This window comes from Lentzea sp. NPDC004782 (assembly GCF_040609115.1).
Classification (GTDB): domain Bacteria; phylum Actinomycetota; class Actinomycetes; order Mycobacteriales; family Pseudonocardiaceae; genus Lentzea.
In genome coordinates this window covers 148,980-163,221 of record NZ_JBEXJN010000004.1, presented here as the reverse complement: position 1 = coordinate 163,221, position 14,242 = coordinate 148,980, and the positions used below count along the sequence as shown (strand labels likewise).

Genomic DNA, 14,242 nt, shown 5'->3' with positions numbered 1-14,242 from the left:
AAGCTCAGCACCGATTGTTGACCGATCACAAAAATTGACTCGCCGCATAGATTTCCGCATATGACGCGCATCGTGTTCTCTGGGGGCAGGGTCTTCACCGGCCGGGCGAGCGAGCCCGGCGACGTGGTGGTCGAAGGCGACCGGATCGTCGACGTGGGCATCGGACTCGACGGTGACACCGTGGTCGACGCGACCGGCCACACGGTCCTGCCGGGGCTGTTCGACTGCCACGTGCACTTCATGTTCAGCGGCGCCGACCTGGTGCGGTCGCTGAACACGCCGTTCTCGCTGCCGTTCTACGAGGCGATCGGGAACATGAAAGCCACCCTGCGGTGCGGCATCACCACGGTCCGCGACGCGCTCGGCGCGGACCTCGGTGTCGCGGAAGCCGTCCGGCGCGGCCTGATCCAGGGACCGCGCATGCAGATCGCGGTCAACATGGTGTCGCAGACCGGCGGCCACAACGACGACTGGATGCAGTGCGGCGCGCACATCTCACCGCCGCTGCACCCCGGCCTGCCGAACACCGTCGCCGACGGCCCCGAGGAACTGCGCAAGGTCGTCCGCACGCTCGTCCGGCACGGCGCGGACATCATCAAGATCGCGTCGAGCGGCGGCGTGATGTCACCGCGCAGCAACCCCCGCCACGCGCACTTCCGCGACGAGGAGATCGCGATGATCGTGCAGGAGGCGAACGCCGCGGGCATCGCGGTCATGTCGCACGCGATGAGCGGCGACGGCATCCTCACCGCGGTCCGCAACGGCGTGCGGTCGATCGAGCACGGCGTGTTCCTCACCGACGAGGGCGTCGAAGAGATGATCAAGAACGGTACGTGGCTGGTGCCGACGTTGATGGCGCCGCGCATGGTGCTCGACCAGGCCGCGGCGGGCGTGGCGATCTCGGACGTCATCCTGGACAAGGCGAAAGCCGTTGTCGCGCAGCACTTCCAGGCGTTCCAGAAGGCCCACCAGGCCGGCGTGAAGATCGCGATGGGCACCGACTCCGGTGTCGGGCCGCACGGCGACAACCTCACCGAGCTGACGCTCATGGTCGAGTACGGCATGTCGCCCGCCGAAGCGCTCTACGCGACCACCACGTCGGCCGCCGAGCTGATGCGCCTCGGAAACGAGCTCGGCGAGCTCACCCCGGGCAAGCTCGCCGATCTCGTTCTCGTCGAAGGTGACGCCGAGCAGCACGTGAAGGCCGGCACCCTCAAGCAGGCCATCCGCGCCGTCTACCAGAACGGCACCCAACTCGTCCAGCTTTAGTTTTCACGCGGGGACCCTACGTACGCTCCTGCAGTACGAAAGGGCCCCGCGTGGCGGAAAAATCACCCGTTAGTGGTTCGCGCCCACTTGCTTCGCGGCATCCGGGTCGCGCTTCACCTTGAGGAGGCTGGCGATCGTCGTGATCGCCAGCACGCCGACGATCACCGACAGCGAGACCTCGATGCCGATCGTCGGCACGTGGAACGGCTCACCGCCGTTGAGGAACGGCAGGGTGTTGGTGTGCAGCGCTTCCAGGATCAGCTTCACGCCGATGAAGCCGAGGATCACCGACAGGCCGATCGAGAGGTAGACGAGCTTCGACAGCAGGCCGCCGAGCAGGAAGTACAGCTGGCGCAGGCCCATCAGCGCGAACGCGTTGGCCGTGAACACCAGGAACGGCTCCTTGGTGAGGCCGAAGATCGCGGGGATCGAGTCGAGCGCGAAGAGCAGGTCGGTGGAACCGATCGCGACCATCACGATGAACATCGGGGTGACGAAGCGCTTGCCGTCGATCTTGATGAACGACTTGGCGTCGTGGAAGTCGGGCGTCACCGGGAAAACCTTGCGCACGATGCGCAGCATCAGGTTCTCCTTGAACTCCTCGTCCTCGTCGTCGTGGCTCTCCCGCGCCAGCTGCCAGCCGGTGTAGATCAGGAACGCGCCGAAGATGAAGAACACCCAGCTGAACTTGCTGATGAGCGCCGCGCCGGCCGCGATGAAGATGCCGCGCATGACGAGCGCCAGCAGGATGCCGATCAGCAGCACCTTGTGCTGGTGGATCGCGGGCACCTTGAACGTCGTCATGATGATCAGGAAGATGAACAGGTTGTCGACGCTCAGCGAGTACTCGGTGATGTACCCGGCGAAGAACTCGGTGGCGTACTGGCCGCCGGAGAAGTACCAGATGCCGAGGCCGAAGAGGCCGGCCATCGCAACGTAGAAGGTCACCCAGCGGGCGGCTTCACCGATCGTCACCTCATGGGGTTTTCGATCGACGATGACGAGGTCCACGGCAAGCAGAACCAGCAGACCTGCGATCGTCGCGATCCACATCCATGCGGGGACGTTCACAACCCAACCTCCGGGATTCTCGGGCGCACGCCAAATAACCCGGAGGTCTCCTCCGCCGCCGAGGTGATCTCGCTGAGACCCTCTCGCACGACCGACGGCACCGGAAGCTCCACGCCGAGCTCCGTACTGACGACACCGCCGCTTAGGGAGTACTCCCCTCCATGCTGCGTGAACATTGTGCGCCACGGACACCTGTTAGCGCCACACAGGGTGAGCAGACCCACGCAAGCAGCAGCAACGGGAATACGCAGCGTGTCGTTCGGGTTTGAACCGCCGCAACCTGAAGGCTCGCTGAAGATCGACTCATGCTGAGACCGGGAGCGGATCCCGACAGGCCGTTCTCAGCAAAACTCGCATATCGTCATCGCTGTGTCCCGCCTCTCCCGCCTTCGCGGCAGGTGGACGATCCCCGCATTGATCGTGGTCCTCGCCCTCGTCGCAGGTGGCGTGTACTTCACTCGATCCGGGGACGACCCCGTGGCCGTTCCCTTCAAAGAAGCGAAAATCGACGCACCTGAGAGCCCCGGCAGCACTCAGACGGTGACGATCGAGACGCGTCTTTACCTCCCTCAGCACACACCCGCGCCCGCGATCATGCTCGCGCACGGTTTCGGCGGCAGCCTGCGCAGCGTGCACACCCAGGCCGAGGAGTTCGCCCGGCGCGGCTTCGTCGTGCTGACGTGGTCCGCTCGTGGCTTCGGCCGCAGCACCGGCCAGATCGCGCTGAACTCCCTGGACCGCGAGGTTCGCGACGCCCAGAAGCTCCTCGACTTCCTCGGCACCCGTGACGAGGTGCAGAAGGACAGCGCCGGCGACCCCCGCGTCGGCGTGACCGGCGCGTCCTACGGCGGCGCGCTGTCGTTGCTGCTCGCCGGTGTCGACAAGCGCGTCGACACGCTCGTGCCCGTCATCACCTACAACGACCTCGCCCAGGCGCTGCTGCCGAACTCCTCGTCGGCGACACCGCACTCGCAAGCCACCCCCGCCGCCACCTCGTTCGGCGAGGACGGCGTCTTCAAGCGCTCGTGGGCGGGCATCTTCTTCTCGGCGGGCATGACGTCGATCGACCTCGCCTCGCCCACGGGTGAGGCGCCGGAGACGGGTCAGACCGAGTCCCAGCAGCCGGCCGGGCAGCCGGGCGGCAACTCGGGTGCGGCGGGCCAGCCACCCACACCGTCGTTGGGGGCGTGCGGCCGCTTCACCCCCGAGGTGTGCCGCGCCTACACGGAGGTCGCCACGACGGGCCGCGCGTCGCAGCAGACGCTGGACCTGCTGCGCCGGTCGTCGCCGGTGGCCGTGACCGACCAGATCAAGCAGCCGACGATGCTGGTGCAGGGCGAGCAGGACACGTTGTTCGGGCTCGACCAGTCCGACGCGACCGCGCGCCAGATCACCGCGGCCGGCGGCAAGGTGAAGACGGTCTGGTACGCGGGCGGCCACGACGGCGGCAACCCCGGCGCCTCGCTGCGCGGTGAGATCGCCGACTGGATGGCGTTCCACCTGCAGGGCAAGGGAAACGACCCCGGCACCGGCTTCGAGTACACGGTGCAGGGCGCGTTCCGCTCGTCCGGCGCTCCCTCCTTGCGCACGGTCGCCGCGCCTTCCTACCCCGGACTCACCGGTGGTGGTGTCGAGCGCAAGACCGTGAAGCTCAGCGGACGCGAGCAGGTCGCGGTGAACCCGGCCGGCGGCAACCCGGCGGCGATCAGCAACCTGCCGGGCCTCGGCTCGGCGTTGTCGCGGTCGTCGGCGATCTCGTCGCGGCTGTCGCTCGACCTGCCGGGCCAGGCCGCGGTGTTCACGTCGGACGCGCTGGACTCGCAGCTGCTGCTGACCGGGTCGTCCACGGCCACTCTGCGCGTCGCGCGCGGTGACCAGACCTCCGGCGAAGCCATCCTGTTCGCGAAGCTCTACGACGTCTCCGCCGACGGCACACGCGTCCTGCCGGGTTCGGCCGTGGCCCCGTTCCGCGTGGCGCTGCCGCCGGACGGCTCCGCCGCCGAGGTGTCCGTGACGCTGCCGCCCGCGGTGCGCCCGGTGGAGAGCGGCCACAAGCTCGCGCTGGTCGTGTCGACGACGGACCAGGCGTTCGCGAACGCCGCACAACCCGCCGCGTACCGGATCTCGCTGGCGTCCGACTCGCTGGCGGTGCCGGTCGTGCCGGGCCGCAACGTGACGACCGGCTTCCCGGTGGGTGCGCTGTGGGGCATCGTGATCGCGCTGCTGGTGCTGATCGGCGCGGGCGTCATCGCGATGTTCCGCCGCCGGCTCGCCCACGACTCGGATCCCGAGCTGTCGTCGGTGCCGCTCGTCATCTCCGGTCTGACCAAGTCGTACCCCGGTGGTCTCACCGCGGTCCGCGACCTGTCGTTCCGCGTGGAGCACGGTCAGGTGCTGGGGCTACTGGGTCCCAACGGCGCAGGCAAGACGACGACTCTGCGCATGGTGATGGGCCTGATCCATCCCACCGAGGGCAACATCCGGGTCTTCGGCCACAAGGTGACGCCGGGCGCGCCCGTGCTGTCGCGCATCGGTTCGTTCGTCGAGGGTTCCGGCTTCCTGCCGCACCTCTCCGGCGCGGCCAACTTGAAGCTGTACTGGGCAGCAACTGGTCGTCCGCTGGAGGAGGCGCACGTCGAGGAAGCGCTGGAGATCGCGGGCCTCGGTGACGCCGTGCACCGCCGCGTGCGCACGTACAGCCAGGGCATGCGGCAACGGCTCGCGATCGCCCAGGCGATGCTCGGCCTTCCGGACCTGCTGATCCTGGACGAGCCGACCAACGGTCTCGACCCGCCCCAGATCCACCAGATGCGCGAGGTCCTGCGCCGCTACGCCGCTGCGGGCCGCACGGTGCTGGTGTCGTCGCACCTGCTGGCCGAGGTGGAGCAGACCTGTTCGCACGTGGTCGTGATGCACAAGGGCCGGCTCGTCGCCGCGGGCGAGGTGGCCGACATCGCGGCGGGAGGCGGCGAGGCGACGTTCCGCGTCGACTCCCCCTCGAAGGCGGCCGACGTCCTGCGGGGCCTCGAAGGCGTGCACGACGTGCACGAGGACGAGGGTGCCGTGCACGCGTCGATGAACGGCGTTCCGCGCGCCGCAGCGCTTTCGGCACTGGTTGCCGCGGGTGTGGCGGTGGACCAGGCGGGTCCGCGACGCAGGTTGGAAGACGCTTTCTTGGAGCTGGTCGGTGAATGACTTCCTGATGGCAGCGGCGTCCGCGACGGCGGGCGCCCAGGCCGAGGCAGAGGTCCCCTCGTCGAGCGCGCAGACGTTGCTCGCGGGCGAAGGGGGTCCCCTTGACTCAATTATCCCAGCCGGCACCGACAATTTCGGAGCGGAGGTGAAGCGATGACCGAGCACGCTGCCGCAGGCGTCCCCTCCGAATCGGCGCACACGCCGCCCGCTCGGCAAGGGGGACCCCTGGTTTCATTCTCCCAGACGACACCGACAGTTCCGGGCGGCGAGCGTCGCGAACGGACCGTTCACGCCGGCGTTTCGCGCCTGGCGAAAGCGACCCTCACCGCGAACCCCAACCGCACGAAGGCGCCGCCCCGGCAGGAGGTGAACCGGTGACCGAGCACGACGTCCACACCGACCCCGGCGCGATCACCGAGCTCACCGACGCCGCCGCCCACCAGCACACCGAGGTGGCCCCGGACGGCTCGGCGGTCGGCTACAAGGCCGGCCGGACGCTGAGAATCCGCGTGGAACTGCAGCGGCAGATCCGCCGCCGCAGGACCCAGTTCGTGCTGGGCTTCCTGGTGCTGCTGCCGTTCATCCTCGCCCTGAGCTTCGAGATCGGTCAGTCCGACCCGAACCGGCGGAGCGGCGGTTTCGTCGACCTCGCGACGGCAAGTGGCATCAACTTCGTGGTGCTCACGCTGTTCGTGAGCGGCAGCTTCCTGCTGCCGATGATCGTGGCGCTCTTCTTCGGCGACACGATCGCGTCCGAAGCGTCCTGGTCGAGCCTGAAGTACCTGCTGGCCGCACCGATCCCGCGGCACCGCCTGCTGCGCCAGAAAGCGATCGCGTCCGGCATCCTCAGCTTCTTCGCCCTCGCGCTCCTGCCGGCAGTCGCCCTCGCGGTAGGCGTCATCTGGTACGGCGCAGGCGAAGTGGTCAGCCCGACGGGCGAGGCGGCGCCGTTCGCCGACGGCGTGGTCGGCATGGGGCTCGCGGTCTGCTACATCGCGATCAACCTGTTCTGGGTCGCGGGGCTGGCGCTGTTCCTGTCCGTGTCCACCGACGCGCCGCTCGGCGCGGTCGGCGGCACGGTGCTGGTGTCGATCGTGTCGCAGATCCTCGACCAGATCCAACCGCTCGAGGACCTGCGCAACTACCTGCCGACGCACTACGCGATGGCGTGGGCCGACCTGCTCTCGACCGATGTGGACTGGTCGGAGATGGCGCGCGGAACGTTCTCCGCGCTCGTCTACGGCGGCATCTTCACGTTGCTCGCGGCACGTCAGTTCAAGACCAAGGACATAACTAGCTGACGCAGAACTCGTTGCCCTCCGGGTCGAGCATGACGACCCAGTGGCCCGTCTGGTCGTTGTGCTCCCGCACGCGTGTGGCGCCCAGCGCGACCAGGCGGTCCACCGAGTCGAGCCCGGCCCGGACGTCCAGGTGCACGCGGTTCTTGGCCGTCTTGCCCTCGGGCACCCGTTGGAACAACAACCGCGGCCCCTTGCCGTCCGGGTCGATCAACGCGGCGTAGTCGTCGGCCGAGTCGAACGGGATGTTGTTCTTGGTCGCCCACTCCTCCCAAGTGGTGAAGCCGGGAGGCGGTGGCTGCGTCACGTAACCGAGTGCCTGCGCCCAGAAGTCGGCGAGCTTCGGCGGGTCGTTCGCGTCGAAGGAGACCTGGAATTCAGTAGCCATGCGGCGACCGTAGAGACCAATGCGGACAACGAGTGTCCGGGGTAGCGTGCCGTCTCATGCCACGTCCTGTGCACTTCGAGATCCACGCCGCAGATCCCGAGCGAGCGCGGAACTTCTACTCCTCCGTCTTCGGCTGGAAGATCGAGCAGTGGGGCGACATCCCCTACTGGACGATCTCCACCGGCGACGACGACCAGCCCGGCGTGAACGGCGGACTGCTGCCGCGCCAGGGACCCGACCCCGCACCAGACGCACCCGTGCACGGTTTCGTCATGACGATCAGCGTGATCGACATCGACGCGACCATCGCCGCCATCGAGGTCAACGGCGGCACACTGGCGCTGCCCAAGAACAAGGTGCCCGGCGTCGGCCTGCTCGCCTACTACAAGGACACCGAGGGCAACATCTTCGGCATCCTGCAGCCGGAGGAGCGCTAGACAGGCCTCTTGCGCTTCGGCAACCGCGCGACGACGGCCTCGTAGGAGCCGTCGACCAGCTCCAACAGGTCGTCGTCGGGCACCGATCCCTTGAGCGCGATGGTGTTCCAGCCGTAGCGCCCGACGTACCCGCTGACCGTGATGTCGTCGGGGAAGCGCTCTCGCCACGGCGCGGCGGCCTCGGCGTCGGCCCCGCACTTCAGCCCGATGGTGTGCGCGTCGAGGCCGATGAACGCGAACGCCTTGCCTCCCACCTTGCACACCAGTTCGGCGTCGCCCCACGGATACGTCTCCTCCGCGCCCGGTTTGCCGGCGCAGTAGGCGATCAGCTCGTCCAGTGTCACAACGGGATTATCGCGCGCCGAACACCGAGACGAAACGGGTGAGCAGCTCCGCGAACGTCGCCCGTTCCCCGTCGGTCCAGTCCGCCATCGCCGCCGCGCACGCCGCCTGGCGCGCTCGGTGCAGCTCAGCCGACGTCGCCCGCCCGCGCGGCGTGCGGACCAGCAGCACCCGCCGCCCGTCCGCCTTGTCCGCGACCCGCGACACCAGCCCGGAGTCGACCGCGCTCGTGACGAGCTTGCTGGCCCGCGGCTGGTCGACGTGCAACGCCGAAGCCACACTGGACACCGTCGCCTGCGTACCGGTCCGCTCAGCCGCCTCCACGACGTCGAGCACGTCGAAAGCCGGTACGGCCAGCTCAGCGAGTGCTCGTCGGGACTGACTGCGCCGCATCGCGATCAGCGCCTGCTCCACCGCGGCGAGGTGGTTTTCCACGTCCACCGAGAGATCATGTCCGTTCTGCGTCCTGACGAAAGCTGTCAGCCGACATCTCACCCCAGAGGGCGATTTACGCCGTAGGCACGGATCGTCTTCTGCTCAACGGAGTTACCCGCCGCATCCACCGCCTTCACGTTGAGCGACACGAACTCCACCCCGTCCGGATGCGGCACGAGCGCCTTCCAGCGCGCCCTGGCTCCCACCACCGGCACGCTCCGCCAGGTGGCGCCGTCGTCGACCGACGCCTGCACCGTGACGCTCCTGACCTCGGCCGCTCCGACCGACCCGGCCTGCGGCACCACGCTGACGTCCACCGGGAAGACCCGGCACCCGGCCGGCGCCCGGTTCAGGCCGTCGAACGCACCGGAGATCCGCAGCGTCGGCACCGGCAGGTACACGTTCCCGTCCGTCCTGCCCGACACGAACTCGAACCGCGCCGCCACCTTCGGCGCGAACGGCGTCCACTTGGGGCTGCGCGCGGCCTCGACGTCCACCACGTACCGCGCCTGCGCCTCCGGCAACCCGGAGAAGTTCAGGAACACCCCGTCGTTCTCCGCGAGCACCCTTCCGTCCACAGTGGACAACTGCGTGCGCGCCTGCACGTACGGCGCCCCGAACACGAACTCGTCCGAAGCGTCCGGCTCCCCCGGTGCGAACGGCCAGTGCTGCACGTACCCGTTGTTCCCGGACCGCACGATCCCGTGGAACCCGCGCAGGTTGAGATCCGTGGACGCCACCGCGCTGTTCCACGACCGAACCCCGCTCGTCCCACCGGTGAACACCGGCCGTCCGGCGCTGATGTGCCCGTCGAACCCGAGACTGGGCTGCGACACCGGCCGCTGGAAGAAGTCCATGACCCACTTGACGTCCGGCCGCCCGGTGAAGTGCTCCACCCGCCGTTGCGGAATCGCCAGGTCCAACGGCGTCCCGAAGGTGATCGACTGCCCCTTGACGTAGAAGGGCGAGGACGACCGCGACCCGATGGCCGGCGCCCCTTGCGCCCGATACCGCACCTTCTCCTCGTAGAGCTCCCGATCCCGCACCCGCGCCCTCACCTCAGCCGGAATCCCGCCGGCGAAGGGCGTCGCCACGAAGTACTCGTGCCCACCGCCGCCCCAGATCTGGAAGGTCCCGAAGTTGAAGTACGCGGCATCGGCCTGCACCGGCACCGCGAAGAACGCGTCCTGCGTCCGCGACGACACCCCGGTCTGCACCCGCACGCCCCCGGCCGCGTACACCGCGTCGATCCCGACGAACCTCCGCCCCACCGCCCGATCGAACCGCGCGCCGACCTCTTTCCCCTGCCGCGCATCGATCGTGATGGCCGTGGGCCGGTCGAGCACGATCTTCCCGGTGCTGGCCCACGTGTGCTCGGCGTCCCCGTGCACCACCGCGTCGACCGAGTAGACACCCTTCACCAGCCGCAACTTCGTCACCCCGCCGACCGGCTGCGCGAAGTCCTCACTCGCCCCGCTCGCCAGCTCCAGCGCACTGACCTCGGCCCCCGACGGCTTCCCGTCCCGCCCGACCGTCGTCACCGTCAGCTCGTACATCTCAGCCTCGGCAGTGAACCCCACCGCGACCGCGATGCCGCCCACCACAACCCGTCCCCCGCCCGGCCCGACGGCCACCTTCGCCGGATCCAACGTCACCTCGACGTCCGCGGCACCACCGCCAGGAACCACGATCTCCTTGGCGCCCAACGCGATCGCCGGATGGTCGACCGAAACCGGCAACGTCACCGCCCGTTCCGACGAGTTCCGAAACGTCAGCTTCCTGGTGATCGGCGGCAACTGCTGATGCGGAAACCGCAACACCCCGAAGCTGAGACTCGACACCGACGCCACAACCGAATTCCCCACCGCGGCGGCGACATCGAGCCGCCCGCTCCCCTCCTCGTACACGCTCCGCCCAACCGACCGCGCCGCCCCGGTGATCGCGGCCTTCAGCTCCCGCCCGGACCAGCCGGGATGCGCCTGTTTGACCAACGCAGCCGCCCCCGCGACGTGCGGCGCTGCCATCGACGTCCCATCGGCCCGCGTGTGCAGGTCGTCAATCGGCTCACCCATGCTCGTCCCGGCGGCCCGCGCGGCCCCGATGCCCTCCCCGGGCGCCACCACGTCGGGTTTGACCGCGAAATCCCCGACCCGCGGCCCCCGACCGGAGAACCGGCTCAACCGGTCACTCTTGCTGACACTCCCCACCGCGAGCGCGGCATCAGCAGCCGCAGGCGAACTGACCCCGTCCTCCCCTCCGTTCCCGGCGGCGACCACGAACAAGGTCCCGTGCTGCTCGGAAAGGCGGTTGACGGCAAGGGACAGGGGATCCGCGCCGTCAGTCGCCCCACCGCCAAGACTGAGGTTGACCACCTCAGCCCGCGGCGCAGCCCACTCCATGCCCGCCAGAACCGCCGACTCGTCACAGGTGTCCTCCACGCACACCTTCCCGACGAGCAACCGCGCGTCCTTGGCGACACCCCCGAACACCCCGTCCCCGGCAACGGTCGACGCCACGTGCGTCCCGTGCCCGAAGGTGTCCCGCACCCCACTACCGGTGAAGTCCTGGGCCTCCAACACCTTCCCCTGCAAGTCCGGATGCCCGGGGTCGTACCCGCCGTCCAGCACGGCAACGGTGACCCCGCGCCCGGTGAACCCGGCCTGCCAAGCCGCAGGCGCCCCGACCTGCGCAAAACTCTCGGCGTCCCACAACCGAACGCGCCCGTCCAACCACACCTTCGCGATGTCCGAGCCGCTCTTGATGCCCTCCCAGGCAACCCCGAGCGCACTCTTGGCAGGCGCCAACGCCCTCCGATCGACGATCAGGGGCAACGTGTCCCGGCTACCGTCGTCCCGCCCCTGCTCAACGAGCCCGGTGACGTCGAACAACCGCTTGTCGACCTTGCCGCTGCGCACCAACGGCACAGCGTCCTGCGGCACCACCAGAACGTGCCCTCTGGCCGTACGCCGCTGGTGAAACAGCACGCGATCACGCCCAGCCCCCGGCATGACCGTGACCCGATCTCCTTGCACAGCAACACGATCACCAGTGACGAGGGTGACCACCTTGAGAGCCGCACCGGCCGACGGAACGCTGGAAGGCAGCCGCTCAGCCGCCGCCGAAGGAACCAAGACTCCCCCGGCAACCGCAACAACGACAGCACCGACCGCCACCCCGCGCAGCATGCAAGCCTCCCGCCCGCAACCGAACCCGGCAGCGCAGCGGCGAGTGCGCGAGATCGACAGTGGCCGGGAAGAGGTTTCCCGTCAAGCGCCACCCGGCCTACGCCCACGCCACCGATGGGAAGGAGGCCGAGACGGGAACACCGAGACGCAGCAAGGGAGGTAGGGCCGATAGGCGGAAGCGGAGATGGGCGCGGGTGGCGGCAACCCGAGATCATCCGCGAAGACGAAGCCGAGCCCGTCTTTTCACAACAACCCACACCGCAACGAAACCAAGCAACCGCAAGCCGCCGTGAGCAACACGCGTGCCATCAACCCGCCCACGGCGCCGGCTGGTCCTCGATCAGATCGGCGGGGTCCGGGGCGAAGCCCCGGAAGCCCTAAAACGCAACGCGACCACCCGCCCAAGCCGCGGATCTCACTTCACCCCGGCCGCGTCCATCCCCCGCAGCTCCTTCTTCAAGTCCTGGATCTCGTCCCGCAACCGAGCCGCCAGCTCGAACTGCAGGTCCCGGGCAGCGTTCATCATCTGATCGGTCAACGACTGCACCAGATCCGCGAGCTCCGACCGAGCCATCCCGGCCCGCTCGTGCGAGGCGACCACGCCGGAGGAGCGGCCGCCCTCGCCGGTGGCGCGCTTGCCGCGTGACTGGTTGCGGCCGGAGCCGCCGACCGGGACCTCGTCCTCGGCCTCGGAGTACACGGCTTCCAGGATGTCGGTGATCTTCTTCCGCAGCGGCTGCGGGTCGATGCCGCGTTCTTCGTTGTAGGCGACCTGCTTGGCGCGGCGGCGGTTGGTCTCGTCGATGGCGTGCTGCATCGAGTCGGTGATGCGGTCCGCGTACATGTGGACCTCGCCGGAGACGTTGCGGGCCGCGCGGCCGATCGTCTGGACCAGTGAGGTGCCGGAGCGGAGGAAGCCCTCCTTGTCGGCGTCGAGGATCGCCACCAGGGAGACCTCGGGGAGGTCGAGGCCCTCGCGCAGCAGGTTGATGCCGATCAGGACGTCGAAGTCGCCGAGGCGCAGCTGGCGGAGCAGCTCGACGCGGCGGAGGGTGTCCACCTCGGAGTGCAGGTAGCGGACGCGGATGCCCAGTTCCAGCAGGTAGTCGGTGAGGTCCTCGGCCATCTTCTTGGTCAGGGTGGTGACCAGGACGCGCTCGTCGCGCTCGGCTCGTTCGCGGATCGAGTGGACCAGGTCGTCGATCTGGCCCTCGGTCGGCTTCACGACGATCTCGGGGTCGACCAGGCCGGTCGGGCGGATGACCTGCTCGACGAACTCGCCGCCGGACTGGCCCAGCTCGTACGGGCCGGGGGTGGCCGACAGGTACACGACCTGGCCGATGCGGTCGGCGAACTCCTCCCACGTCAGCGGGCGGTTGTCCAGGGCGGAGGGCAGGCGGAAGCCGTGCTCGACGAGGTTGCGCTTGCGGGACGCGTCGCCCTCGTACATACCGCCGATCTGCGGGACCGTCACGTGCGACTCGTCGATGACCAGCAGGAAGTCGTCCGGGAAGTAGTCGAGCAGCGTGGCCGGCGCGGTGCCGGGGCCGCGGCCGTCGATGTGGCGCGAGTAGTTCTCGATGCCGTTGCAGAAGCCGACCTGGCGCATCATCTCGATGTCGTAGGACGTGCGCATGCGCAGCCGCTGGGCTTCCAGCAGCTTGCCCTGCCGTTCCATCTGGGCGAGCGTCGTCTCCAGCTCGGCCTCGATGTCGCGGATCGCGCGTTCCATGCGCTCAGGGCCGGCCACGTAGTGGGTGGCCGGGAAGATCCGCAGATCGGAGACCTCGCGGACGACGTCGCCGGTCAGCGGGTGCAGGTAGTAGAGCTTGTCGATCTCGTCGCCGAAGAACTCGACGCGGATGGCGAGCTCCTCGTAGGACGGGATGATCTCGACCGTGTCGCCGCGCACCCGGAACGTGCCGCGGGTGAACGACATGTCGTTGCGCGTGTACTGGACGTCGACCAGCAGGCGCAGGAACGCGTCGCGGTCGACCTCCACGCCCACCTCGAGCGGGATCGAGCGGTCGAGGTACGACTGGGGCGTGCCCAGGCCGTAGATGCACGACACCGAGGCGACCACGATGACGTCGCGCCGGGTCAGCAGCGACATGGTGGCCGAGTGCCTCAACCGCTCGACGTCCTCGTTGATCGAGGAGTCCTTCTCGATGTACGTGTCCGTCTGCGGGATGTACGCCTCTGGCTGGTAGTAGTCGTAGTAGCTGACGAAGTACTCCACCGCGTTGTGCGGGAAGAGCTCCTTCAGCTCGTTCGCCAGCTGGGCGGCCAGGGTCTTGTTCGGCGCCATGACCAGCGTGGGGCGCTGCAGCCGTTCGACCAGCCACGCCGTGGTCGCCGACTTGCCGGTACCGGTGGCGCCGAGCAGCACGACGTCGCGCTCGCCCGCGCGCAGGCGGCGTTCCAGCTCGGCGATGGCCGCGGGCTGGTCACCGGCCGGCTGGTACTCGCTGACCACCCGGAACTGCCCGCCGGTGCGGACGATGTCGCCGACGGGACGGTGCTCGGAGTGCGCCTTGACGGTGCTCTCCTCTGGCGGGAGCTCGGTTGCGAAAGCCACGGGAAGCACGTTACGCCGGGGGTCTGACAATTTCAGATCGTCCC

10 protein-coding genes are annotated in these 14,242 nt (G+C 68.7%); 4 read left to right on the top strand and 6 right to left on the bottom strand.

The features are described 5' to 3' along the window. Positions 1–60: 60 nt before the first annotated feature. The gene (locus ABZV40_RS05575; protein ID WP_355436278.1) at positions 61–1,269 is read left to right on the top strand and encodes an amidohydrolase family protein; all 1,209 of its coding nucleotides are present in this window, start codon (positions 61–63) and stop codon (positions 1,267–1,269) included. Positions 1,270–1,338: 69 nt separating this feature from the next. On the opposite strand, the gene ABZV40_RS05570 is transcribed toward ABZV40_RS05575, so the two are convergent. Next, positions 1,339–2,340, bottom strand: a complete 1,002-nt coding sequence (locus ABZV40_RS05570; protein WP_355436275.1) for a TerC family protein — start codon at positions 2,338–2,340, stop codon at positions 1,339–1,341. Between the two features lie 369 nt (positions 2,341–2,709). On the opposite strand from ABZV40_RS05570, the gene ABZV40_RS05565 reads away from it, so the two are divergent. Then, positions 2,710–5,535 carry an alpha/beta fold hydrolase gene (locus ABZV40_RS05565; protein ID WP_355436272.1) on the top strand — a complete coding sequence of 942 codons (2,826 nt, stop codon included), beginning with the start codon at positions 2,710–2,712 and terminating at the stop codon, positions 5,533–5,535. 374 nt (positions 5,536–5,909) lie between these two features. Beyond that, on the top strand, positions 5,910–6,836 hold the full coding sequence (locus ABZV40_RS05560; protein WP_355436268.1) for an ABC transporter permease subunit: 927 nt from the start codon (positions 5,910–5,912) through the stop codon (positions 6,834–6,836). Here ABZV40_RS05560 and ABZV40_RS05555 read toward each other — a convergent pair. Further along, the gene (locus tag ABZV40_RS05555) at positions 6,829–7,221 is read right to left on the bottom strand and encodes a VOC family protein (RefSeq protein ID WP_355436264.1); all 393 of its coding nucleotides are present in this window, start codon (positions 7,219–7,221) and stop codon (positions 6,829–6,831) included. The two genes, ABZV40_RS05560 and ABZV40_RS05555, sit on opposite strands and share 8 nt — an antisense overlap. A gap of 56 nt (positions 7,222–7,277) precedes the next feature. On the opposite strand from ABZV40_RS05555, the gene ABZV40_RS05550 reads away from it, so the two are divergent. Next, the gene (locus tag ABZV40_RS05550; protein ID WP_355436261.1) at positions 7,278–7,658 is read left to right on the top strand and encodes a VOC family protein; all 381 of its coding nucleotides are present in this window, start codon (positions 7,278–7,280) and stop codon (positions 7,656–7,658) included. Here the strand turns inward: ABZV40_RS05550 and ABZV40_RS05545 are convergent. The 4 genes from ABZV40_RS05545 to uvrB form a co-directional block, all read right to left on the bottom strand. Beyond that, positions 7,655–8,002: an MmcQ/YjbR family DNA-binding protein gene (locus ABZV40_RS05545; protein ID WP_355436258.1), complete on the bottom strand. Its 348-nt coding sequence runs from the start codon at positions 8,000–8,002 to the stop codon at positions 7,655–7,657. The genes ABZV40_RS05550 and ABZV40_RS05545 overlap by 4 nt on opposite strands. A gap of 7 nt (positions 8,003–8,009) precedes the next feature. After that, positions 8,010–8,441, bottom strand: a complete 432-nt coding sequence (locus ABZV40_RS05540) for a MarR family winged helix-turn-helix transcriptional regulator (protein ID WP_355436255.1) — start codon at positions 8,439–8,441, stop codon at positions 8,010–8,012. Between the two features lie 50 nt (positions 8,442–8,491). Continuing rightward, a complete protein-coding gene (locus ABZV40_RS05535) occupies positions 8,492–11,374 on the bottom strand; it encodes a S8 family serine peptidase (RefSeq protein WP_355436251.1) in 2,883 nt (960 codons plus the stop codon). Between the two features lie 661 nt (positions 11,375–12,035). Next, the gene (gene uvrB, locus ABZV40_RS05530; protein WP_355436248.1) at positions 12,036–14,198 is read right to left on the bottom strand and encodes an excinuclease ABC subunit UvrB; all 2,163 of its coding nucleotides are present in this window, start codon (positions 14,196–14,198) and stop codon (positions 12,036–12,038) included. Positions 14,199–14,242: the final 44 nt, after the last annotated feature.

Excerpts from the sequence above, each read along its gene's own strand:
- ABZV40_RS05555 (WP_355436264.1), bottom strand. The coding sequence starts at position 7,221 with ATGGCTACTGAATTCCAGGTCTCCTTCGACGCGAACGACCCGCCGAAG.
- ABZV40_RS05575 (WP_355436278.1), top strand. The coding sequence starts at position 61 with ATGACGCGCATCGTGTTCTCTGGGGGCAGGGTCTTCACCGGCCGGGCG.
- ABZV40_RS05550 (WP_355436261.1), top strand. The coding sequence starts at position 7,278 with ATGCCACGTCCTGTGCACTTCGAGATCCACGCCGCAGATCCCGAGCGA.